Here is a 23,871-nt window from a genome sequence, read left to right on the forward strand (position 1 = left end):
CATGAATCCCGGGTGAAACCATCGTGTTGCGCTTCCCACCCGCCGCAGTTCCCCCCTACATCCCTCCCCGAGGTTCGTCCCATGCGTGCCCGCATCACGTATGCATTCCTCGCCGCAGCGGTGGCCGCGCTCGCGGCGTGCGCCAAACAGGATCAGTCCACCCCCGCCGCTGCCGCGGCCGTCGCCCCTGCCGCGCCAACGGTCGTCACCATCCATGCCAAGGACTTCGCCTACGTGGCGCCGGATTCGATCGCCGCCGGCTACGTGACGTTCAACCTGGTCAACGACGGGACGACCCTGCATCATGCGACGATCTTCCGCCTGGACAGCGGCAAGACCGCGGCCGATCTCGATGCCGCGCTCAAGCATCCGGGCCCGATCCCCGCGTGGGCCGTGGCGCTGGGCGGACCCAACGCGCCCGTCCCGGGCGCCACCTCCGACGCCACGGTCGAACTCTCCGCCGGCAACTACGCGATGGTCTGCTTCGTGGACGTGCCCGGCGGCGTCCCGCACTTCATGAAAGGCATGCTGCGCGCGTTCGTCGTCACCCCCAGCCAGACGGCGACCGCGGCGCCGACCGTGGATGACTCCATCACGCTCAAGGACTACGGCTTCCAGTTCGCCAGGGCGCTCACCACCGGCCACCATGCGTTCGCGGTCACCAACGCGGCGGCGCAGCCGCACGAAGTGGAGATCGTCAAGCTCGCCCCGGGAAAGACCGGCGAGGATCTGGTCGAGTGGGTCCAGAATCCCCAGGGCCCGCCGCCCGGCGTGGCGATTGGCGGATTGGCCTTCGAGGCACCCGGCGTCACGGGCTACTTCTCGGCCGATTTCACGGCCGGCAACTACCTGTTCATCTGCTTCGTGCCCGACGCCAAGGACGGCAAGCCGCACTTCATGCACGGCATGATGCACACCGAGACGCTGAACTGATCTCGGCGCCGCTCACCCCACCGCTGGAACTCCGGGCGCGCGCTCTCCGTAAGGCACTCCATGCAGACCCCGGCCACGACTCCGCCCGCGAAGGTCCCGTCCGTGCCGGCACCGCAGGCCGGCGCGCCGGGCGCCGCGCCACTGGCCGGCCAGCAGACCCTCGCACGGCCGATGTCTGCCCGCGACGTCGCCGCGCTGCTGCATCGCCGCGACGAGCTGTCCAACCAGCTCTCGTCGGCGCAGTCCCGGCGCGCCAGTCTCGCCCGGCAGCTCCAGAGCCCGAGAGTGGTGAACGCCGCCGGACTCCAGGCCGAGGTGCAGTTCCTGGACAGCCGGATCCTGAACCTCGAGCAGCAGATCGCCGACAATGGGCAGCTCCTGGCCAGCGTGCCGGCCAGCTATCGCGCCGGCACGAGCGTACCGCCACCGTTCACGATCGTGCCGCCGAGCGCCATGCGCGACGCCGTGGACCTCGTGGTGCTCGCCCTGGTCATCCCCCTCGCGATCGCCTGGACCCGCCGGCTCTGGCGCCGCCCCGCTCCACCGTCACTCCCCGCCAACTGGGACGAGAGCGTGAAGCGCATGGAGCGCATCGAGACCGCGGTGGACGCCATCGCCATCGAGGTCGAGCGCGTGTCCGAGGGACAGCGATTCATCACGCGCGTACTCACCGCGCGTGCGCCGGCCACGGACTCCGCCAACGACGAGCCATCGGAGCCGCGCGCCCTTGCCGCCGGAGAAGCGCCCTTCGAGCCCATCCGCGCGCGGGACGCCGCAGCGGCACGGCGCGACGAACGCTAGGCGCGCGAGCGCGCGGCCGACGGTCGCGATGCCGCCGCCCCACGGGACGCGTTACATTGCGAAGTTGCACGAACGCTCACCCGCCGGACAGGCCGCCTGCACGAGGAGAAGGGCCGCACCCCATGAGCCGACCCCGTCAACTGCTCGTCGCCGCCCTCGTGCTGGCCGCCGCCGCGGGCTGCGGACCAAAGACCGGCGATACCTACGTCCGTGGGCACGGGCTCCGCGTGGCCGACCTCCCGGTGCACGACCGCGTGGCCATCTATCAGGCGGCGATCGGCAGCGCGTTCACCATCGGCGATCCGTCGCTGTACCTGCTGCTCGATCCGCGGCTGTTGCCTCGCACCGAGGGCTACGCCGGCACGGCGGGCATGTCGCAGGCGCTGCGCACCGCCGTCCTCGAGAGCCACATCGTGCAGGGCACCTGCCAGCCGCCCATCGAAGAGACGCCGCACATTGCCCATTGCCAGGCGCCGATGGCGGGGTACGTGGTGCGCTTCTCCGAGGTGTTCCGCATGCCGCGCGACACCATGGAAGTGTACCTGGCCGTGCGGCGGTACTCCACGCCCAGCTCCGTCGGGATCGGTCGGCTGGAGTTCGAGCGGGTGTACAAGGTGGTCAAGCACGGCGCGGCGTGGGACGCCGTGGCCGAGGGGCGCATCGAGCACGCGCCCGCCGGAGCCACGCACTGATCTCCCGCGCCCGGCAGCGCGAAACCTCAGCCGTGGGTGGACACGTAGGGAGTTGGTGACCCTCCCCGGGAGTTCCGTTTCATGATCAAGGCCCTGCTGCGACTGTTCGCCCTGCGCCCGTTCTTCACGATGGCGATCCTCGGCATCCCGGTCGCCCTGCTCATCGCGGTCGGACTGGTGACCATTTTCGCGCTCAAGTTCGTCGTGTTCATCGTGCTGCCCATCGTCTTCGTGGTCTGGCTCATGCGACGGCTGTTCCGGCCGGGCGGCAGCACGGCCACCTGAGCGCGGCGCGGCGGCGCTATCCCGCGGCGCGCTTTCGCCGGCTGATCTCGTCGCCGATCACCGCCAGTACGATCACCACGCCCAGCGCGATCTTCTGCACGTAGGGATCCACGTTGGCCAGATTGAGCCCGTTGGTGAGCACGCCGATGAACACCGTGCCCCACAGGGTGCCGCCGATCGTGCCGCGACCGCCGAACAGCGATGCGCCCCCCACGACCACGGCGGCGATCACGTCCAGCTCGTACTGCTGGCCCGCGTTGGGCACGCCGGCCCCGAGCCGCGACGCCAGCGTCAACCCGCCCACGCCCGCCAGCGCGCCGTTGAGCACGTACACCCACCAGATCACGCGCTTGGTGTTCACGCCGGCCAGCCACGCCGCCTCGGGGTTTCCGCCGATGGCGTAGATGTGGCGGCCGAACACCGTGCGGCCGAGCACGAACGCCCCCGCGAGCATGACCGCCACCATCACCAGCACCGGCGCCGGGATGCCCAACAGCACGGAACGCCCCAACGCCCCGAACGACGGCGGCAGATCGCCGATGCTTCGCCCGCTCGACACGATGAACGCCAGCCCGCGCGCGATGGTGAGCATGGCCAGGGTGGACACGAACGCCGGCACCTGCAGATACGCGGTGAGCGTGCCGTTCACGACGCCGGTGGCCACGCCCACGAGCACGGCCGCGACGAGCGCCGCCGTGGCCGGCAGCACGCCGTGCGACGCCGCCATCGCCCCGGCCACGCCGGTGAGCGCCACCACCGACCCCACCGACAGATCGATCCCCGCCGTGAGGATGACCGCCGTCATGCCCACGGCGAGGATGCCCGTCACGGCGATGCTGAGCGCGATGTTGACGGCGTTGGCCAGCGACAGGAACCCCGGCGCGATCGCCGCGAAGACGGCCGCCTCGACGACCGTGGCCACCACCAGCATGTAATCGGTCACGCGCTGCCAGCGCATCGGAGGCGCGTTCATGCGGCGGCGCTCTCGCCCAGAATCAGCGACGCCACCCGGTCGGGCGTCGCGTCGTCGCGCGTCAGCTCGCCCACGATGCGCCCGCCACGCATGGCGAGGAGACGATCCGCCATCCCCAGCGCTTCGGGCAGATCGGACGAGATCATCAGGATCGCGGCGCCCTCGTCCGCGAGGCGCCGCATCAGCCCGTAGATCTCGGCCTTGGCGCCGATATCGATGCCGCGCGTGGGCTCGTCGAACACCAGCAGGCGCGCGTGGCGCAGCATCCACCGCGCCAGCACCACCTTCTGCTGATTGCCGCCCGAGAGCTGCTGCACGGGCCGGTCCACCGTCGGCGTGCGCACGGCGAGCGCGTCGAGCCAGCGCCGCACGTCGGCGCCCTCGCGCGCGCGATCCACCACCCCGCCCCGCGCCAGCGTGGACAGCGAGGGCAGCGCGACGTTCTCGCGAATGGTGGCCATCAGCACCAGCCCCTGCCGCTTGCGATCCTCGGGCAGCAGCGCGACGCCGGCCGCGATCGCGTCGCGCGGCGACGCGGGCGCGTATGGCCGGCCATCCATCCACATCGCGCCCGCCCGCAACGGCGCCGCGCCGAAGATCGCGCGCGCCAGTTCGGTGCGGCCCGCGCCCACGAGCCCCACCAGCCCCACGATCTCGCCGCGCCGCAGGTGGAACGACGCGTCGCGCACCGGCCCCGAGGTCACCCCCTCCAGCCGCAACACCTCCGGGCCCGGGGCGCCCGCGGCCCGCGGATACCCCGCCGCCAACTCGCGCCCCACCATCAGCCGCACCACGTCGCCGCGCGTGAGCTCGGCCACGGGCGCGCTGGCCACCAGCCGGCCGTCGCGCAGCACCGTGGCGCGATCGGCGATGCGGAAGATCTCGTCCAGCCGGTGCGAGATGTAGATGATCGCCACCCCCTCGTCGCGGAGCTGCGCGATCACGCGGAACAGCGCGTCGGTCTCTTCCTGCGCCAGGATGGCCGTGGGCTCGTCCATGATCAGCACGCGGGCGCGCGCGGCCACCGCCTTCGCGATCTCGGTCATCTGGCGCGCCGCCAACGGGAGATCGCCCACGCGCGCGTCGGCGGCGAGCCCCGTCTGGCCCAGGCGGTCGAGCACGGCGCGCGCGGCGCGCGACTGCCGGTCGCGGTCCACCACGCCGCGCCGCGACGGCTCGGCGCCCAGAAACACGTTCTCGGCCACCGAGAGCTGGGGCACGAGGCTCAACTCCTGGTGGATCATCCGGATGCCGGCCGCGTGCGCGGCGTGCGGCGACGTGAACCGCACCGGCTGCCCATCGATGGCCAGGGTGCCGGCGTCGGGCGACACCGCGCCGGCCAGCACCTTCATGAGCGTGGACTTGCCGGCGCCGTTCTCCCCCGCCACGGCGTGCACCTCGCCGCCGCGCACGGTGAGCCCCACGTCATCCAGCGCGAGCACTCCCGGATACCGTTTGACCAGCCCCCGCGCCACGAGCTCCACGCGCTACGGCTTGGCGCTCGGAGCCATGGCGCGCACCGAATCCGCATCGACGATGCGCACCGGCACGCCGATCCGCGCCGGCGGCGCCTTGCCGGCGAAGTAGTCGGCGATCGCGTCGATGGTCTCCTTGCCGATCTCGCCCGGCTGCTGCGCCACGTCCGCCTTGAGCGGTGTGTTGCCGGCGATCGCCGTGCGCGCTTCCGCCCCGGCGTCGTAGCCCACGATCACCAGCTTGTCCGCGTGGTGCGACTGCGCGCTGGACAGCGCGCCCAGCGCCGACTCGTCGTTGATCGCGAAGATGGCGTCGAGCGTCGGATGCGCCTGCAGCATGTCGTCGGCCGCCCGGAGGGCGTGATCGCGCGTGCCCGAGCCGTTCAGGTCCGACACCACCTGGATGTTGGGGTGGCTGCGCAGCGCATCCTTGAACCCGGTCTCGCGGTCGATCGTCGACTGCACGTCGGGTTCGCCGATGATGCCCACCGTCCCGCGGTCGCCGAGCGCCTTGGCGATGTATTCCGCGGCCAGCCGCCCGCCGGCCACGTTGTCCGAGGCCACGTGCGACACCACCTGCCCGCCGTCGGCGGCGATGTCGGCGGTGAACACCGGGATCTTGGCGGCGTTGGCGCGCTGGATGGCGGGGCCGATGCCCTTGGAGTCCACCGGGCAGACGATGATCGCGTCCACGTGCTGGACAATGAAGTCGTCGATCTGCGACTGCTGCTTGGCGAGATCGCGGTCGCCCGAGTTCAGGATGATGCGATAGCCATGGGCGGCGGCGGCCTGTCGCAGCCCCGCTTCGAGTTGCCGGTAGAACTCGTCTTCGCGCGTGAGCAGCGAGACGCCAATCGTCTTCGTGGCCTTGCCCGCGCCCTGCTCGGCGGCGCGGCGGCAGGCCGCCGGGCCCACGCCGAGGACGAGAACGGCGAGCGCGCCCGCCGCCCGGCGGCGCCACCTGAATGCTTGCATGCTGGATTTCACCGTGAGAGGAGAAGCTGGTGCGGAAGCTTGCCACCGGTGAATCCAAACTTCAAGCTCAGGGCATGCGCTGTCTCAACTCGTACGGCACCAGGCTCGGCATGCGCAACGCCGCCGCCGGCCGGTCCGCCGGCTTGGCCGCGAGCAGGGCGCGCATCAGGTCGGAGAGATCTACGGCGGCGTGATACACCCCCCACTTGTTGCCCATGGTGAGGGCCGAGGGCCAGATGTGCAGCGTGTCGGTGTCCGCGTCGTACCGCATGGTGCTGCGGTACCAGGTGCGGATCCCGAGCTGCTTGGCGCGCGCCATGCCGCGCCAGATGACCGGCACCGGGAAGGTGCGCCACGAGGTTCCGTTGTGGCTGATGGCCAGCCACACGTCGTCCGACGCGCAATCGTTGCCGGGAGCGTAGCTGGCCATGAGCGCGAGGTACCCGTGCCGCCGCGGGAGCGCGATCACGTCCATGTGCCAGATCACGGAGCCGGGCTGGACGAGATCGACGTCGGACGCGGGCGACCACGCGGCTTGCTCGAACGTCTGGTCGGGCGTGGGTTGGGCGGTGCGCAGGTGCACCCGCGATTGGCTCGTGCCGCAGCCGCCCCCGGTCTCCACGTACCACATGCGCGCCACACGGTCGGCGCCGATCACGACGGCGGGAGAGACCGCGTTGTGGTTGGGCTCCTCGAACGCCAGTTGCGGCACCGTCCACCGTTGGCCGTCCCCGGTGGACATGACGTAGATCTTGTTGAATCCACCGCTCACCTCGCGATAGAACGTGACGAGGCGGTTGGTGCCGGGATCGAACGCCTGATCGGGGTCCGAGTTGTACCCGCCGCCTGCCGGGCTCGGCACCACCGGATTGGTGACGCCGGGCGGCGTGGCCCACTGCACTTCGGTGCGCGCCACGAGGAACGAGGGATTCTCGACCATCGCGTTCGACCCGAGGTACGGCGTGTAGGTGGCCCAGCAGCGCGAGCCGTTCCACGCCGCGGGGGCGCACGCCACGTCCGGATGCACGGCGTCGCTGGCCTGCGAGAACGCGTCGGGCGGAATGGGTACCGCCGCGAGGGACGACGTCACCATGGCTTCGATGCGCGCCAGCACCGGCGTCGTGTCGACGTCCAGGGCGTTGGTGGGCATCATCGGCCGCGTGTCGGCCGGCTTGCCCTGGATGACGCCCGTCTGATCCTGCGCGGCGGGCGCGCCCGCGCGGGTCGCGGTCGGGGTGGAACGATCGGTACAACCGGCCAGCAGAACAATCGCGAGGATCGCGATGCGGCGTCGCATGGCGCGCTCGATGTCGGCGTCGACGGTGGGAGCGTGGAGGGAGAGGCGGCGGCCGCGGAGTAGCCGCGCCCGAGCCTGCGCATCGCGGGATCGCGGGTCGTGCATCGGGGATCATGCCGGCCACGCGATGGCCCACAATCATACGCCGCGGACCCGCCGCGCGCACCCTCCGGGCCGCATCGTAACTAATTACATGGGAGCACCTTGCATCTTCGCCCCCGAGGCGCCGCCGGCGCATCGGGGCCGGCGCCCACCGACACGCCCGCCCACGGCGCCGATCAGCGTTTCTGACATGGCCTGGACCGCCGGCCGTCGAAGATTAGCGTTTCGATACGTTCCGATTACGACTTCATTAAAGTTGCTGCGCGATCGGCGCGCGCGCCGCATATTGGCTCGTCGGCCCGCACCATTCGCCGTCCCTTCCTGGTGGAGTAGCCATGGCCTTTCTCCGGTCCCGCTGGTTCATCGCCTCCGCCGTCGTCGTCCTGCTCGGCGTGCCGGCCACCTGGTTGTTCGCGCACCACGAGGGCGCGAGCGACCCGACGCTGGACACGACCGTCAAGCACGGCGACTTCCGCGTGCTCGTCACCACCTCCGGCGAGCTGCGAGCCCGCAAGTTCGTGCAGATCTCGGCCCCGCAGGGCGCCATGCAGGCGCAGATCTACCAGATGAAGATCGCGTCGCTCGTGCCCGAGGGCACGCTGGTGAAGGCCGGCGACGTGGTCGCCACGCTCGACCGCGCCAGCGTGGCGCCCAAGCTCGCCGACGTGACCCTCGCCGTGCAGAAGGCCCAGGCCGCTTACGAGCAGGCGATGCTCGACTCGACGCTCACCCTCTCCAAGGCGCGCGAGGACATCCGGTCGCAGGAGTTGGCCCTCGAGCAGAAGAAGATCGTCAAGGAACAGTCGATCTACGAGGCGCCCAGCATCCAGCGCCAGGCGGAGATCGACTACGAACAGGGCGATCGCGCCCTGGCGGAGGCCAAGGCCAATTACAAGACCCAGACGTTGCAGGCGCAGGCCAAGATGAGCGAGGTCGGCGCCGATCTCGGCCGCCAGAAGAACCAGTTGGCGATGGTGCAGTCGGTGATGGCCGGATTCACCATCCGCGCCCCCTCGCCCGGCATGGTCATCTACGTCAAGGAGTGGGACGGCAAGAAGCGCACCGTCGGATCGGCCATCAACGCGTTCGATGCCGCGGTCGCCACGCTGCCCGATCTCACGCAGATGGAATCGGTCACGTACATCAACGAGATCGACGTCCGGAAGGTGGCCGTGGGCCAGCCGGTGACCATCTCGCTCGATGCCGATCCGAGCAAGACGCTCGCCGGCACGGTGGCGAGCGTGGCCAACGTGGGCGAGCAGCGGCCGAACTCCGACGCCAAGGTGTTCGAGGTGCACATCAACGTCGACCGCGCCGACACCACGCTCCGGCCCGGGATGACCACGGGCAACGCGATCCTGACCTACGAGGCCAGGAACGCGACCTACGTGCCGATCGAGGCCGTGAGCAGCGACGCCGGCATCCCGATCGTCTACCGGCGCGCCGGATCGGACCTCGTGATGCAGGAGGTCCAAACCGGCGCGATGAACGACGACGACGTCATCATCGCCCGCGGCCTGAAGACGGGCGACGACGTACTGTTGGCCCCGCCCACCGGCAAGGGCCACCTGACGCTCGTGCGCCTGCCCGGATCGCGGCGCCCCGTCGCGCCGCTCGGCGACACCGCGCTTCCGGAGAAGCCCGCGGCCGCGGCCGCCGGCGGCCCGCGGCCCCGGCCGCGGGACTGACCGGTGCCCACGGAACCGATCCCCCACGTGTCGCGGCGGGCGCGGATCCTCGCCCACGCGGCGTTCAGCCTCCGCACGGCGATGGAAGCCGTGGGGCACAACAAGCTTCGCGCCGGCCTCACCTCGCTCGGCATCCTGTTCGGCGTGGCGTCGGTGATCGCCATGCTCGCCATCGGCCGCGGTGCCGAGCAGGAGATCATCGAGCAGATGCGCCTCCTCGGGTCCAACAACGTGATCGTGACGCCCATCGTCGTGCAGCAGGAGGAGAAGCTCACGTCGGCCGGCGAAGGCGAGAAGCGGCCCACGCGCTACTCGCCCGGGCTCACGTACGAGGACGCCCAGTCCATCGCCGACGTCGTGCCGCACGTCACGGCCACGAGCGGTGAGATCGTACTCAACACCACGCTCACGCGCGAGGGGCTGCGCCGCTCGGGGAAGGTCGTGGGCGTGGACTCCGACTACTTCCGTCTCCTCAACCTGACGATCGCCAGCGGCACCGGGTGGGCGGCGTCGCAGGTGGCGGACGGCAGTCCCGTGGCGATCATCGGCTACGGCGTGCGCACGCGCTTCTTCACCACCGAGGACCCGATCGGCAAGCCGCTCAAAGTCGGGAACGTGTGGCTGACCGTGGTCGGCGTGCTCGCCGATCGCCCGGTGAGCGCGCAGACCTCCCAGCGCCTCGGCATCCGCGACGCGAACATGGACGTCTACGTGCCCACGCAGACGATGCTCGTGCGGTACCGCAACCGCGCCGAACTCACCCAGCGCGACATCGAGGCCGCGTCGCGCACGGTCACGGTCACGCAGACCGGCGACACCACCGACGCCCAGACCCGCGCCGAGCGCGGCAACCGCAACCAGCTCGACCGGATCATCGTCCGCGTGGACGACGGCCGGTACATGCCCGCCGCAGCCGACCTCATTCGGCGCATGCTCGCGCGCCGGCACAACGCCGTGGTCGATTTCGAGATCACCGTGCCCGAACTGCTGCTGCGCCAGGAGCAGCGCACGCGGTCGATCTTCAACGTCGTGCTCGGCGCGATCGCGTCGATCTCGCTGCTCGTAGGCGGCATCGGGATCATGAACATCATGCTCGCATCGGTGCTCGAGCGCATCCGCGAGATCGGGGTGCGCCGCGCCACCGGCGCCACGCAGCGCGACATCCTGTTCCAGTTCCTGAGCGAAGCGCTCCTGATCAGCGTCGCCGGCGGCGTGGCGGGCATCATCACCGGCGCGGCGATCAGCGGCGGCATCCAGCACTTCGCCGGCATCAAGACCATCATCTCGCTGCTCTCCGTGGTGCTCGCCTTCGGCGTGTCGTTCACCGTCGGCCTCGTGTTCGGGATCGTGCCGGCGTGGCGCGCCGCGCAGCAGGATCCCGTCGTCTGCCTCCGCTACGAATAGGCCATGTCCATGATCCGTCACGCGCTCCGCGGGGGATTCCTCGCCGTCCTGTTCGCCGCGGCGCCGCCGCTCGGCGCCCAGCAGTCGCTCACCCTCCAGCAGACCGTGGAGCTGGCCCAGCGGCAGGGCCTGCTGGCGCAGGCGGCGCACGAGAGTCTGGTGGCGGCGCGGGCGCGCGACCGCGCCTACGGGGCCCGGCTGCTGCCGCAGGTGACGCTCGGCGGCACCATCCCCGACTACAGCCGCGCCATCGTGCCCGTGATCCAGCCCGACGGCTCGCAGCTGTTCACGCCGCTCCAGCAGACCACGTCGCAGCTCGGGCTCAACGTGACGCAGAAGCTGCCCTTCACGGGCGGCAATCTCAGCGTCTCGTCGTCGCTGCAGCAGTTCCGGATGAGCGGCGCCCAGCAGATCCACACCTGGACGGCCGTGCCGGTGACGGTGAGCCTCCAGCAGGGCATCCTGCGGCCCAACACCATCCGGTGGGACACCCGCGCGCAGGATCTCACCACCGAGGTCGCCGAACGCCAGTACCTCGAGTCGCGCGAGAACGTGGCGCTGCAGGCCGCCAACGCCTTCTTCGACCTCTATTCGGCCCGGTCGGCACGGGACAACGCCGAGCGCAACGTGGCCGTGAACGACACGCTGTACACGCTCAACAAGGGCCGATTCCAGGTGGGCAAGATCGGCGAGAACGACCTCCTCCAGAGCGAGCTGGCCGTGCTCCGCGCCCGCACGGCGCTGGACGCCGCCAACCTCGACTACGACCGCGCGCTCGCCGCGTTCCGCCTTGCCGTCAACCTGCCCGCCGGCGCCGACGTGCGCATCGTCGTCACGTCCGACCTCCCGCAAATGCACATCGACACGGCCATGGCCGTGCAGCAGGCGCTCCGCAACAGCTCGGCGATCGCGGGGCTGGAGTTGCAGGACGTGCAGGCGCGCCGCGCCGTGACCGAGGCCAAGCTCTCCACCGGCGTCGGCGCCACGCTGCAGGCGAGCTTCGGGTTCAACGCCAGCGGCTCGGGCCCCACCGCCGCCTACTCGAATCTGCTCCAGGCGCAGCAGCTGTCGCTCGGCGTGCAGGTGCCGCTCATCCAGTGGGGGGCGCACTCCGACGACGTCGAGGCCGCCCAGGCGGACCAGTCGCGCATCGCCGCCACGTCGCGCATCTCCCGCGAGCAGACCATCCAGAACGCGCGGTTCGCCGCCCTCCAGGTGACGCTGGCGGCGAGCAACCTCGCCGTGTCGGCCAAGGCGGACACCGTGGCGTCCAAGCGATTCGCCGTCGCCTACCAGCGATACGTGATCGGCAAGATCGGCGTCGACAACCTCTACATCGCCCAATCCGACAAGGACCAGGCGCTCCAACAGTACGTGCTGGCGCTGCGCGGGTACTGGTCCGCGTACTACGTGCTGCGCCAGCTCACGCTGTACGATTTCGCGGAGGACCGGCCCATCCGGCGCTGACGCGCGGCTAGCGGTCGCCTCCCGCCCCGCCACTGCTTCCGCCGCGCCCGCCGCGGCGTCCGCGCCCTCGCTCGCCATCCCCCAGTTGCCCCGCGTCCCGGAACGTGTGAGCGTATAGGATGACCGATCTGCTCGCGGCCCGCTCGCAGATGGCGATCTCGCTCGGATTCCACATCGTGTTCGCCGAGATCGGCATCGCCATGCCCCTGATGATGGTGCTGGCCGAATGGCGCGGGCTCCGAACCGGAGATCGCGAGTACCTGCAATTGGCGCGACGATGGGCGAAGGGGGTGGCGGTCCTGTTCGCCGTGGGCGCCGTGTCCGGCACCGTGCTCTCGTTCGAACTCGGCCTCCTCTGGCCCTCGTTCATGAAGTTCGCCGGGCCGATCATCGGCGTGCCGTTCTCGCTCGAGGGATTCGCGTTCTTCACCGAGGCGATCTTCCTCGGCGTCTATCTCTACGGCTGGGAGCGGATCTCGCCCCGCGCGCACCTGCTGGCCGGCGTCATCGTCCTCTCGAGCGGCGCCGCGTCGGCCGTCTTCGTGCTCATGGTGAATGCGTGGATGAACACGCCCACCGGCGTGACGATGTCCGGCGGACAGATCGTGGCCGTGGATCCGGTGGCCGGCATGCTGAGCCCGGCCGCGTTCCCGCAGGCCCTGCATATGCTGCTCGCCGCCTACGCGTCCACCGGGCTCGCCGTGGCGGGCGTGCATGCCTGGATGCTCCGGCGCGGCGCCGCGCCCGGCTTTCACCGCCGGGCGCTCATCGTGGCGCTCTGGGTGGGCGCGCCGGCCGCCGTCCTGCAGCCCCTCTCCGGCGACATCAGCGCCCGCCTCGTGGCCCAGACCCAACCCGTGAAGCTGGCCGCCCTCGAGGGGCAGTTCCACACGGAGCGCGGCGCGCCGCTGCGCCTTGGCGGCTGGCCCGACGAACAGGCGGCGACCACGCGCTACGCCCTGCAGATTCCGCACGGCCTGTCCGTACTCGCATACCATCAATGGAACGCCGAGGTCCAGGGCCTCACCGCGTTTCCACGCGCCGACTGGCCGCCGGTGGCGCCGGTGCACGTGAGCTTCCAACTGATGGTCGCGCTGGGAACGGCGATGGCGCTGGTGGCGCTCTGGGCGGCGTGGGTGGGGTGGCGCCGGCGCGACATCGCCGAACAGGCATGGCTGCTCCGCGCGCTGATCGTGGTGGCGCCGTTCGGGTTCATCGCCACCGAGGTGGGGTGGATGGTCACCGAGGTCGGGCGCCAGCCGTGGGTGGTCCAGGGGCTCCTGCGCACCGCCGATGCCGTGACGCCGATGCCGGGGCTCATCGTTCCACTCACCGTGTTCACGCTCCTCTACGTGGTGCTGGGCGCGGTGGTGGTGGCGGTGATCACCGGCATGGTGCGCGACACGGACGGCGCGGCGAACGGGGTGGACGCGTGACCGGCGCGTTCGCGCACTTCGGGCTGCCCGAACTGTTCGCCGCGATCATCGTCGTGGCGCTCAACGTGTACATCCTCACCGGGGGCGCCGATTTCGGCGGCGGCGTGTGGGACCTGCTCGCCAGCGGGCCGCGACGCGACCGGCAGCGCGATCTCATCGCCCACGCCATCGGGCCGATCTGGGAAGCCAATCACGTATGGCTCGTGCTCGTGGTGGTGCTCACCTTCACGGCGTTCCCGGCCGCATTCGCCACGCTGGGCACGGTGCTGCACATCCCGCTGGCGCTGATGCTCGTGGGGATCGTCATGCGCGGCTCGGCGTTCGTGTTCCGCAGCTACGGCAGCCGCACGTGGGAGCAGCGCCGGAACTGGGGACGCGTGTTCGCCGTGGCCAGCACCCTCACCCCCCTGCTGCTCGGCGTCGTGATCGGCGCCGTCTCCACCGGCGCCGTGGGCGAGGCGCAGACGCGGGTCGGCGCGGCGGGGTTCCGCAGCGTGTACGTGGCGCCCTGGTGGTCGCCGTTCCCGATCGCGGTGGGCGTACTGGCGCTCGCGCTGTTCGCGATGCTGGCCGCCGTCTATCTGGCGTACGAGACGCGCGACGAGGCGCTGCGCGAAGACTTCCGGCGGCGCGCGCTCGCGGCGGCCGCCGCGGTATTCGCGGCGGCGTTCGGCGCCCTGGCCGTGGCGCACCTCGAAGCGCCGATGGTGCGGGCCGGGCTCGAGAACTCGGTATGGGCCCTGCCGTTCCAGCTCGCCACCGGCGTGGCCGCGCTCACGGCCATCGGCGCGTTGTGGCGGCGACGCTACGCCGTGGCCAGGCTGGCCGCCGCCGCGCAGGTATCGCTCATTCTCTGGGGCTGGGCGTTTGCCCAGTTCCCCAATGTGGTGCCGCCGGGCCTGACCATCGAGAACACCGCCGCGCCGCGGATCACCCTCGAACTCGTGGCCTGGGCGCTGGGGGCCGGCGCCGCGCTGCTCATTCCGTCGCTGCTCTATCTGCGCCGCACCTTCGCGGCGCGACGGACGCGCTGACGCGCCGGCCCCCCGCCCTCGATCGCTAGAACGCCGCGCCGGCCGGCAACGGCGGCTCGGCCACGTACCGCACCGGGATCTCGCCGGTGAGCGTGCCCAGGAACGCGCGAATGTCCTGCACCTGCGCCGGCGTGAGATCCACCCCGAGCTGGTACCGGCCCATCATCACGATCGCCGAATCGAGCGAGCCCACCGACCCGTCGCTGAAATACGGACCGGTCTTCGCCACGTTGCGTAGCGTCGGCACCTTGAACACGAACAGGTCGCTGGCCGCCTTGGTCACGGCAATGCGCCCGCTATCGGCCGTGGTCGGCCACGCGCGCACCAGCCCCGCCTTCTGGAACAGCTGGCCGCCCACGTACGCGCCGGCGTGACACGCCGTGCAGCCCGCGGCGATGAACGTCTTGGCGCCCCGCTTCTCCTGCGCCGTGAGCGCCGCCGTATCGCCTTTCAGGAAGGCGTCCCACCGGCTCGGCGTCACCAAACCGCGTTCGAACGCCCCGATGGCGCGCCCCACGTTGTCGTACGTCACCGGATTGGGCTGGCCCGGGAACGCGGCTGCGAACGCCGCGCGATACTTGGCCGACGCCTTCAGATGGTCCAACACCGCGCTGCTGCCCGGCATGCCCATCTCCGCCGGATTGAGGATCGGCCCCTTGGCCTGCTCTTCAACATTGGGAGCGCGGCCATCCCAGAATTGCGCCACCTGTCCGGCGGCGTTGTACACGGTGGGGGAGTTGCGCGAGCCTTCCTGACCCTTGTGGCCAAAGCTCACCCGGCGTCCATCGGCGCCGTAGCCGTTGAGCGCGTGGCACGAATTGCACGACACATCGTGTCCATTGGACAGCAACGTCTCGTAATACAGCGTCCGCCCGAGCGCGATCTCGGCATCGCTCGGCGGCTGGCCGGGCGCGTCCATGCGCGCCGGCAACGGCGCGAACATCGCCAGGTCGGTGGGGGTGAGTTGCGCGTCCTGAGCCGTGGCTACCGTGCGGCCTTGCGTGGCTGCCGGGGCCGCCTGTCTGGATTCCTGCTGGGTACCGCAGGCCACCGCCACGAGGAGCGTGGCACCAATGACCGAGAATCGTATCGTACGCATGAGGGGCCTCCCTGAGCTGTCATCCTGCCGTCCATAGCAGAGGATAGACGGAAGGAGGGCGGTCCCCTGTCAGGCGAATCACGCCGCGCGTGTCAGGGGCGCACCGCACACGGGCGGCGGCGCCATGCGCCGCCGCCCGTTGCCTGCCCGCCACCACCGGCGGCTAGCGCAGCGGCACCGGCACCCAGTTGGTGTGCGGGAACAGGATGCCCGCCACCGCGCCGGCGATCACGCTGAGCCCGATGACCACGTCGTGGTCGTTGTGCGACGTGACCGGGTAGAGTGCCGCCCCGAGCGCGATGCCGAGGGCCGTGCCCACGAGGATGCTCTTGGTGTAGGCCGGCCGGGCCTGCTCCACGCGGAGGATGAGCGGCACCGCGATCGACCGCGTGATCTGATTGGCCCCGCGGGGCCGCAGCCACACCGAGTCCATCGACTGCTGCTGGAGCACGCCGGTGATGGCCGTCTGCGGCCCGTGAATGCGCAGGGTCACGCCCGACGGCAGCGGAGCGATGCCCTGTGCCGACGCGGGACGGGCCGCGACGGCCAGACCGACGAACAGGAGCGCGAGCGCGAGGATTCGACGCATCATGAAATTCCCTGGGAGTCCTGGATTGAGCCACGGGGCACTGTGAGGAATACGCACCACGCGCGGGAACGTTGCCGCCGCGTGCATCCCGCGAATGCGATAAGCCTCACGGGCGGACATCGCCGGGTCAAGGCCCGGCCCCCGGCACGCCGCGACGCGGATCACCCCACGTGGAACAGCTCCACCGCCCGCGCGTACCGCTCGCCGAGCACGCGCCGCAATGGCGCGCTCTCCCGGGTGGTGAGCCCGGGATCCCGGGCCAGCAGCGCCTCGGCCATCTCGCGCGCCCAGTCGCTCAACGCGGCGTCGCGCAGCGGATCGGCCACCTTGAACGTGGGCACGCCGCTCTGCCGCTCGCCGAACAGATCGCCCATGCCGCGCAGCCGCAGATCCGCTTCGGCGATCGCGAATCCGTCCTCGGTGTCCACAAAGATCTGCAACCGCTGCTTGGCCTCGCGCCCCACGTCGCCGAGCAGGATGCAGTAGCTCTGCTCCCCGCCCCGCCCCACGCGGCCGCGCAGCTGGTGAAGCTGCGACAGCCCGAACCGCTCGGGGTGCTCGATCACCATCACCGTGGCGTTGGGCACGTCGATGCCCACCTCGATCACCGTCGTCGCCACGAGGACGTCCACCTCGCCGTCGCGGAACCGCCGCATGATGTCGTCGCGCTCGTCGTTGGGCACCCGCCCGTGCAGCAGCGCCACGCGCCGGTGCGCGAACGCCGTCGTGCGCAGCGATTCGTACATCGTCGTCGCCGCCTTGAGATCGAGCTTCTCCGATTCCTCGATCACCGGATACACGATGTACGCCTGCCGGCCCTTCTCCACTTCGCGGTCCACGAACTGCATCACGCGGTCGCGCGACCCATCGGCACGGAAGATCGTCGTGACCGGCCGTCGGCCCGGCGGCCGCTCGTCCAGGAAGCTGAGGTCGAGGTCGCCATAGATGGTGAGCGCCAGCGAGCGCGGAATGGGCGTGGCGCTCATCAACAGGATGTCCGGCATCTCGCCCTTGCCCGTGAGCGCCTTGCGCTGCTCGACGCCGAATCGGTGCTGCTCGTCGATGGCCGCGAACCCCAGCCGCGCGAACTCCGTGGTCTGCTGCACCAGCGCGTGGGTGCCAATCACCAGCTCCGGCCACTCCTGCGCCAACGGCGGCTCGAGCTGCGCCAGCCGCTTGGCGATCGCCTTGCGTTCGCGCGGCGCCACGCTGCCGGTGAGCAGCAACGGCGCCACGCCGAGCGGGGCCAGCAGCGCCGTCATCGTGCGGTGGTGCTGCTCGGCCAGCAGCTCCGTGGGCACCATGATCGCCGCCTGGAAGCCGTTCTCCAACGCCAGCAGCGCCGCGAACACGGCCACGATCGTCTTGCCGCTGCCCACGTCGCCCTGCAGCAGCCGGTGCATCCGGCGGTCGCTGCACATGTCGCCCACGATCTCGCGCAGGGCGCGCACCTGCGCGTGCGTGAGCTCGTAGGGCAGCGACTCGCGCAGCCGCGTGGTGAGATTCCGCCGGTTCTCGAATCGGATGCCGCGCCGCGTCTCGCGCGCCAGCGCCTTCACGCGCTGATGCAGCAGATGCACGAAGAACAGCTCCTCGAACGCCAGCCGGTCGCGCCCCCGGTACGCGTCGGCCAGCGTCTGCGGGCGGTGCACCATGCGCAGCGCGTCGCGAATGCCCACCACGCCGGCGCGCTCCAGGATCTCCGGCGGGAAGTACTCGTGCACCTGCGGCAGCAGCGCGTCGAGGTGGGTGTCCACGATCGTGCGGATGACCTTGAACGACAGCCCCTCGGTGGCCGGATACACCGCCAGCACCCGCCCCTTGGCCGTGCCCTCGTCGTCGGGCCCGAGGTTGACGAACTCGCGCGGCGCCAGTTGGCGGCCGTGATAGAAGCGCACGGTGCCCGACGCCAGCAGCACGTCGCCCTTGTCGATGCTGCGGTCCAGGAACGGCTGGCCCGGCCACGCCGCCTCGATCATCCCGCTGTCGTCCTGCAGCACCGCCTGGAAGATCCGCAGCCCCTTGCGCGTGGGGAGCACGCCCTTGGAGATCACCCGCCCGATCACCGTGGCGTCCTCCCCCGTGCGCAGCGAGGCGATGCGCGACACCGTGCTCGCGTCCTCGTAGCGGTGCGGGATGAGCCACACGAGATCGCGCGCCGTGGTCACCTGCATCTTCTGGAACGCCACGGCGCGCCGGGGGCCCACCCCCTTGAGAAAGGTGACGGGCGTGTCGAGGGCCACCCGCGGACTCGCCGTCGCCATCCTATTCGTCGCTCAACAGCTCCCGCGCGAACTCCGCAGGATCGAACGGCGCGAGATCCTCGGCCGCTTCGCCCACGCCGAGGAATTTCACCGGCACGTCAATGGCTTCGTGCACCGCCACCACCACCCCGCCCCGCGCCGTGCCGTCGAGCTTCGTGACCACGAGGCCCGTCACCGGCACCGCCGACGTGAACGTCCGTGCCTGGACCACCGCATTCTGTCCGATCGTTCCGTCGAGCACGAGCAGCGTCTCGTGCGGGGCCCCCGGCAGCCGCTTGGTGATCACGCGGGCCACCTTGCGCAACTCGTCCATGAGCCCGCTCGACGTGTGCAGCCGCCCCGCCGTGTCCACGATCAGCACGTCCACCCCCCGCGTGATCGCCGCGTCGATCGCGTCGAAGGCCACGGCCGCCGGATCGCCGCCCGCCTGCGCCCCGATGAACTCCGCCCCCGTGCGCTCGGCCCACACCCGGAGCTGGTCGATGGCGCCGGCGCGGAACGTGTCCCCCGCCGCCACCATCACGCGCTTGCCTTCGGCCCGCAGCTGCGCGCTCAGCTTGCCGATGAACGTGGTCTTGCCCGCCCCGTTCACACCGATGATCAGGATCACGGCCGGCTTGGCCTCGGGCAGCACGAGCGCGGGATCGCTGCGCCCCGCCCGCAGCGCCGCCTCGACGCCCTCGGCCAGCGCCTCGCGGAACTCCTCGTCGGTCTTGACCTGCCCGCGCTTGGCGCGCGCCTCGACCTCGGCCACCAGGCGGAGCGTCACCGGCACCCCGAAGTCGGCCTCGAGCAGCAGCTCCTCGAGCCCCTCCAGCGACCCTTCCCTGACCCCGCCGCGCACCAGCACGCCCACGTCGCGCAGCGCCACGTCCTTGAGACGCTGCCAGATGGAGCGACGCGGCGTATCGCCGGATTTCCGGAGCAGGCGTGGCATGGCAGGCAATCTAACGGAGGCCCGGGCGCCCCATCACCGAAGTCCCGCGCGCCGGCGCAACACCCACTCCGCGCACAGCAGCAGCACGAGCAGCACGTACGGCCAGCCGGCGTCCCGCGCCGGGGGCGGCCCCCCGCGCACCACGGCGCCGCCCACCGTCCCCGAGGCCATCCGCGGCGGCCGCGGCACCAGCTCCGCCGGCGCGTTCACCACGAGCGTGGCCGTCCCGCCGACGACCGCCGCGTCGTAGGTGCCCTCGGGCAGGGGGCCCGACGTCGTCGTGGACGACGTCGCAGCGAATCGCAGATGGAGCGTGTCCGCGCGCCCGCCCCCGCGCGGCGTGAGCGCCACGATCACCACCGAGTCGCCGGCCGCGCCGCGCCGCCAGACGATCGGATCGCCGGCCCGCACCAGCCGCGCGTCGGGCACCGCCGCCCGGCGATCGGCCCGCTGCGACGCGAGGTAATCGAAGATGCTCCCCCAGAGCGCCGTGTAGGCATCGGCCGATCGCCCGCCCCGGAACTCCCAGCGCCACAGATCCGACGCCGCCACCACGACCACGCGGCGCGGCGCATCATCCCCGGCAATGATCGTGCGCGTGAATGCCTCGCGCCCGCGCCGGGCTTCGAGTCCGCGCCATGCCCCCCTGGGCTCCGCGCCCCCACCCACCAGCAGCGGCGGCAGCGAGTCCCATGGCAGGCCGCCCAGCGCCGGGCTGAGCGGCGACACCGGCGCGCCGCTCACGTACCACTCGTTGCCGTCGCCCACCGTGGGGACGATGAGCGCCAGCGGAGCCCGCGTGGCCTGCCGCGGCGGCCCGAAAATGGCCGTGTCGCCCTGCAGGATGGCCACCGGCGCATCCCGGAACGCCGCCCGCACGTTCGCGTCGGTCACCTTCTGGTAGGTGCCGTCCACCACCCAGTTGCCGGGCGAAACGTGGTAGAATCCGCGCGTGGGAAGCGCCACCGCCCCCCGCAGCACGGCCAGCGCGTAGCGCGCGTCGTAGTCCGGCGATGTGGACACGAACACCGCGCCCGGCTGACGCGACACGTCAATGCCCACGCCCAGCGAGTCGTTGCGCGGTTCGGAGTCGCCGGACGACGCCACCACCGCCCGCAGCACCGCCGGCCCTTCGGGCGCGTCCACGCGCACGCGGAACTCCAGGGCCCGCTCGGCAAACGGGGCCAGCGCGTCGAACCGGAGCACGGCCAGCACGCGCGTTCCCAGGAAGAGCGTGGCGGCGCCGGCGGCCGCCCCCGCGGATCCCGCCGCGATCGTCAACCGCGGCTCGATCGTATCGCCGCCCACCACCGCCCGCGGCGCGTCCAGCGAGAGCGCGGCCGCGTCGCGCACCGCGGCATGGCCGATCACCACCACGCGCGATCCGGCCGGCAGCGCGCGCAGCGCGGCCGCGCCGGGCAGCACGCCGTCGGTCACGACCACCACCGGCCGGCCGGTGGCCAGCGCCCTATCCACCACGGGTTGAACGTCGGAGTGCCGGTCGGCCGGAACCGTGGGCACGGGCGCCGCGCGCAGCGAGTCGCCGAACAGGAACAGCGAGTCGCCGCGCGCGGCGCGGGCCGAATCCACGGCCACGCGCCAGGCCGCGCCGCCGCCCGCGGCCGCCATGCTGGCCGAGGCGTCGAGCGCCACCCACGGCGGGATCACGCGCGACATTCCCACCGGCGCGTCGAGGAGCAGGGCCATGACCAGGGTCAGCGCGGCGGCCCGGAGCGCGGCCGGGAGCGGCGTGGCGGGCAGGCGGCGCGGGCCGCCCCAGCCGTACTGGAGTGCCGCACCCGCCGCGCCGACGAGCGCCGAGATGAGCCAGAGCATGGGGGGCGCCTAGTGGAGCACAGCGCCGGCGCCGGCGCGCCTAGCGCTGCGCGAGCGTCGTGACGTCGTCGCCGCTGCCCTGCAGTTCGGCGAGCACGCGGTCACGCACCTGATCGAACTGCGCCACCTGCGTGGTCGGGATCGGCTCGCCACCCACGTTGCGCAGCGCCAGCCGCGGATCGCGTTGCACGCCGTGCACGAGGAACTCGAAGTGCAGGTGCGGGCCGGTGGCCAGGCCCGTCATGCCCACGAAGCCGATCGTCTCGCCGATCGAGACGCGCGCCCCCGCGTGGATGCCGCTGGCGAACGCGCGCAGGTGCCCATACCGCGACGAGAAGCCGTTGGGATGCCGGATCTCGATGAGGTTGCCGTACCCGCTGGCCCACCCGGCGCGGACCACGACGCCGTTGCCGATGGCGCGCACCGGCGTGCCGGCGTTGGCCGCGTAGTCGATGCCCTTGTGGTCGCGCCAGAGCTTGAGAATGGGATGGAAGCGGTTGCCGAAGGCGCTCGAGATGTACTTGAAGCGGAGCGGCACCCGCAGGAACGCCGCCTTGAGCGACCGCCCCTTCTGATCGAAATAGTCGCCCTGCACCTTGTCGTTGGTGTAGTGCACGGCGTCGATCGTGGTGCCCGACAGCACGAGCTGCGCGGCCACGATGTCGCCGATGCGCACCGTGCCGTTGGAGGCCACCGACCGCGGCACCATGACGCGGAAGGAGTCGCCATTCTGCAGATCGCGGCTCATGTCCACGCGGTACTGGTAGACGTTGTCCGCCATCTGCACGACCACGGCGTCCTGCGCGTCGCGCGGGAGGAGCGAGTCGGCGGCCGCGTACACGGCCTGGTACAGGTTGGAATGGATGGTGCCCTGGATGACCAGGGTGTCGGTCTTCCACGGCAGGCGCTCGTCCTTCTCGGTCCAGCCGGCAGCGCCCCGGATCAGATGCAGGAAGTGATCGGCGGCCAACTGCAGCACGATCTCGGTGGGCTCGGAATCGGAGGGCGAGGCGTTGATCACCGCCACACGCATCCCGGCCGGAATGCGGCGCGGATTGATGGAGGTGGCCGCCTGGACGGCGTTGCCCGCCGCCGTGTCGCTGAGCCCGCCCCGTTCCAGCACGCCCACCAGCGTCTCCCCGCGGGCTACGGTGTCGAACGGCAGCTCCCAGCTGGGCTTGGCGACGCTATCGGAAAGCACCTGCGCCACCGGAGGAGCAATCGGCGGCGTCGCGCGCATGGCGAAGACGGCAAGAACCGCCACCACCAGATAGGTGATGGCGCGAGCGGCGCGTACCGTCAATCCATCTGCCTCCGTATGAAGGTCGGGATCTCCATGTCGCTGAGATCGTTTCCGGCCTTGTCCTTGTCCGCGGCCGCCGGCCGGGCCGGACGCGTCGCGTCCGAGTTGCCCTGCGTCCCCGTCCCCCGCGGCGGCACGGCGCTGGGCCGCGTCGTCCGCGTGCCGGGGAACGGAATCACCGGCGCGCCGCGGCCCATCAGCGGATGGTCGTGCGACGGCGTGATCCCCGTCTGCACGGTGCGGTCGAACCCGGTGGCGATGACCGTGACCCGCAACTCGCCCTGCATGGCCGGTTCGTGCACGGCGCCGAAGATGATCTCGGCGTCGTCCCCGGCCGCGTCGTGCACGATGTCGCTGATCTGGGTGACCTCGCCGAGCGTCAGGTCGCCGCCGCCCGTGATGTTGAGCAACACGCCCCGCGAGCCGGAGATGGACACGTTGTCGAGCAGCGGGCTCGAGATGGCCTGCTGCGCCGCTTCCATGGCCCGGTTCTCGCCGCGGCCGATCCCGGTGCCCATGAGCGCCGACCCGCCCTCACGCATCACCGTGCGCACGTCGGCAAAGTCCACGTTCACGAGACCCGGCTTGGTGATCAGCGTGCTGATGCCCTGCGTGGCATGCAGCAGCACTTCATCGGCCTTCTTGAGCGCATCCTGGAACGGGATCCCCTTGCCGACCACGGCCAGCAGCCGCTCGTTGGGGACGACGATCATCGTGTCCACGTTCTTGCGCATCTCGGCGATGCCCTGCTCCGCCTGCCGCATGCGCTTGCGCCCCTCGAACAGGAACGGCTTGGTCACGATCCCCACGGTGAGCGCGCCGGCCTCGCGAGCCAGTTCCGCCACGACGGGCGCCGCACCGGTGCCGGTGCCGCCCCCCATGCCGCAGGTGATGAACACGAGGTCCGCCCCCTGGAGCGCCGCCCCGACCTCATCGCGATTCTCCTCGATGGCCTGGCGCCCGATCTCGGGTCGCGCCCCGGCGCCCAGTCCGCGGGTCAGCTTCTTGCCGATCTGGACCTTGATGTCCGATCGCGAACTCAGCAAGGCCTGATTGTCGGTGTTGACCGAGATGAACTCCACATGCTCGAGGCGCTCCTCGATCATGCGGTTGACGGCGTTGCCGCCACCCCCGCCCACGCCCACGACCTTCATCCGGGCGTGCTGATTCGCGCTTTCTTCGAACTCGAAGACCATGCGAGTGGAACTCCCGCACTTGCAAGGTGGGAACGATCGGCGGTACAGCCTCCGACCGCACGTCGGGATCACGCCGGCGGTGTCG

General features: G+C 71.2%; 20 protein-coding genes. 9 read left to right on the forward strand and 11 right to left on the reverse strand.

What is annotated here, in order from left to right:
* Positions 1-81: 81 nt before the first annotated feature.
* The 4 genes from VNE60_12400 (at position 82) to VNE60_12415 (ending at position 2,711) form a co-directional block, all read left to right on the forward strand.
* Positions 82-933 carry a hypothetical protein gene (locus tag VNE60_12400; GenBank protein ID HVB32322.1) on the forward strand — a complete coding sequence of 284 codons (852 nt, stop codon included), beginning with the start codon at positions 82-84 and terminating at the stop codon, positions 931-933.
* A 102-nt stretch (positions 934-1,035) separates the two neighbouring features.
* A complete protein-coding gene (locus VNE60_12405; GenBank protein HVB32323.1) occupies positions 1,036-1,734 on the forward strand; it encodes a hypothetical protein in 699 nt (232 codons plus the stop codon).
* Between the two features lie 122 nt (positions 1,735-1,856).
* Positions 1,857-2,426 carry a hypothetical protein gene (locus tag VNE60_12410; protein HVB32324.1) on the forward strand — a complete coding sequence of 190 codons (570 nt, stop codon included), beginning with the start codon at positions 1,857-1,859 and terminating at the stop codon, positions 2,424-2,426.
* Between the two features lie 81 nt (positions 2,427-2,507).
* Positions 2,508-2,711, forward strand: a complete 204-nt coding sequence (locus VNE60_12415; GenBank protein ID HVB32325.1) for a hypothetical protein — start codon at positions 2,508-2,510, stop codon at positions 2,709-2,711.
* Between the two features lie 16 nt (positions 2,712-2,727).
* Here the strand turns inward: VNE60_12415 and VNE60_12420 are convergent, their stop codons facing one another.
* The 4 genes from VNE60_12420 to VNE60_12435 form a co-directional block, all read right to left on the reverse strand.
* The gene (locus VNE60_12420) at positions 2,728-3,684 is read right to left on the reverse strand and encodes an ABC transporter permease (protein HVB32326.1); all 957 of its coding nucleotides are present in this window, start codon (positions 3,682-3,684) and stop codon (positions 2,728-2,730) included.
* Complete coding sequence (locus VNE60_12425) at positions 3,681-5,168, reverse strand: sugar ABC transporter ATP-binding protein (GenBank protein HVB32327.1); 1,488 nt, start codon at positions 5,166-5,168, stop codon at positions 3,681-3,683. Before VNE60_12425 ends, VNE60_12420 begins: the two co-directional genes overlap by 4 nt.
* 3 nt (positions 5,169-5,171) lie before the next feature.
* Complete coding sequence (locus tag VNE60_12430; GenBank protein HVB32328.1) at positions 5,172-6,134, reverse strand: substrate-binding domain-containing protein; 963 nt, start codon at positions 6,132-6,134, stop codon at positions 5,172-5,174.
* A 67-nt stretch (positions 6,135-6,201) separates the two neighbouring features.
* Positions 6,202-7,536, reverse strand: a complete 1,335-nt coding sequence (locus VNE60_12435; GenBank protein ID HVB32329.1) for a hypothetical protein — start codon at positions 7,534-7,536, stop codon at positions 6,202-6,204.
* Positions 7,537-7,868: 332 nt separating this feature from the next.
* Here VNE60_12435 and VNE60_12440 point away from each other — a divergent pair, with 332 nt between their 5' ends.
* The 5 genes from VNE60_12440 (at position 7,869) to VNE60_12460 (ending at position 14,562) form a co-directional block, all read left to right on the forward strand.
* A complete protein-coding gene (locus VNE60_12440; protein ID HVB32330.1) occupies positions 7,869-9,221 on the forward strand; it encodes an HlyD family efflux transporter periplasmic adaptor subunit in 1,353 nt (450 codons plus the stop codon).
* Positions 9,222-9,224: 3 nt separating this feature from the next.
* Complete coding sequence (locus tag VNE60_12445) at positions 9,225-10,625, forward strand: ABC transporter permease (protein ID HVB32331.1); 1,401 nt, start codon at positions 9,225-9,227, stop codon at positions 10,623-10,625.
* 3 nt (positions 10,626-10,628) lie between these two features.
* Positions 10,629-12,092 carry a TolC family protein gene (locus tag VNE60_12450; GenBank protein ID HVB32332.1) on the forward strand — a complete coding sequence of 488 codons (1,464 nt, stop codon included), beginning with the start codon at positions 10,629-10,631 and terminating at the stop codon, positions 12,090-12,092.
* Between the two features lie 119 nt (positions 12,093-12,211).
* Positions 12,212-13,528 (forward strand): cytochrome ubiquinol oxidase subunit I, encoded by a 1,317-nt coding sequence (locus VNE60_12455; protein ID HVB32333.1) that lies wholly within the window; start codon positions 12,212-12,214, stop codon positions 13,526-13,528.
* Positions 13,525-14,562 (forward strand): cytochrome d ubiquinol oxidase subunit II, encoded by a 1,038-nt coding sequence (locus VNE60_12460; GenBank protein HVB32334.1) that lies wholly within the window; start codon positions 13,525-13,527, stop codon positions 14,560-14,562. The genes VNE60_12455 and VNE60_12460 overlap by 4 nt, the downstream gene beginning before the upstream one ends.
* A 25-nt stretch (positions 14,563-14,587) precedes the next feature.
* Here VNE60_12460 and VNE60_12465 read toward each other — a convergent pair whose 3' ends face one another.
* The 7 genes from VNE60_12465 to ftsZ form a co-directional block, all read right to left on the reverse strand.
* Positions 14,588-15,661, reverse strand: coding sequence for a cytochrome c peroxidase (locus VNE60_12465; GenBank protein HVB32335.1), 1,074 nt, complete (start codon positions 15,659-15,661; stop codon positions 14,588-14,590).
* Between the two features lie 163 nt (positions 15,662-15,824).
* Entirely contained in the window at positions 15,825-16,253 is a 429-nt protein-coding gene (locus VNE60_12470) for a hypothetical protein (protein HVB32336.1), read from the reverse strand.
* A 158-nt stretch (positions 16,254-16,411) separates the two neighbouring features.
* Positions 16,412-18,514, reverse strand: a complete 2,103-nt coding sequence (gene recG, locus VNE60_12475) for an ATP-dependent DNA helicase RecG (protein HVB32337.1) — start codon at positions 18,512-18,514, stop codon at positions 16,412-16,414.
* Between the two features lies 1 nt (position 18,515).
* Positions 18,516-19,451, reverse strand: a complete 936-nt coding sequence (gene ftsY / locus VNE60_12480) for a signal recognition particle-docking protein FtsY (protein HVB32338.1) — start codon at positions 19,449-19,451, stop codon at positions 18,516-18,518.
* Positions 19,452-19,484: 33 nt separating this feature from the next.
* Positions 19,485-21,287, reverse strand: coding sequence for a hypothetical protein (locus tag VNE60_12485; protein HVB32339.1), 1,803 nt, complete (start codon positions 21,285-21,287; stop codon positions 19,485-19,487).
* A 40-nt stretch (positions 21,288-21,327) separates the two neighbouring features.
* The gene (locus VNE60_12490; GenBank protein ID HVB32340.1) at positions 21,328-22,590 is read right to left on the reverse strand and encodes a M23 family metallopeptidase; all 1,263 of its coding nucleotides are present in this window, start codon (positions 22,588-22,590) and stop codon (positions 21,328-21,330) included.
* Positions 22,587-23,786 carry a cell division protein FtsZ gene (gene ftsZ / locus VNE60_12495; protein HVB32341.1) on the reverse strand — a complete coding sequence of 400 codons (1,200 nt, stop codon included), beginning with the start codon at positions 23,784-23,786 and terminating at the stop codon, positions 22,587-22,589. The genes VNE60_12490 and ftsZ overlap by 4 nt, the downstream gene beginning before the upstream one ends.
* Positions 23,787-23,871: the final 85 nt, after the last annotated feature.

Source organism: Gemmatimonadaceae bacterium (assembly GCA_035533755.1).
Taxonomy (GTDB): Bacteria; Gemmatimonadota; Gemmatimonadetes; order Gemmatimonadales; family Gemmatimonadaceae; genus JAGWRI01.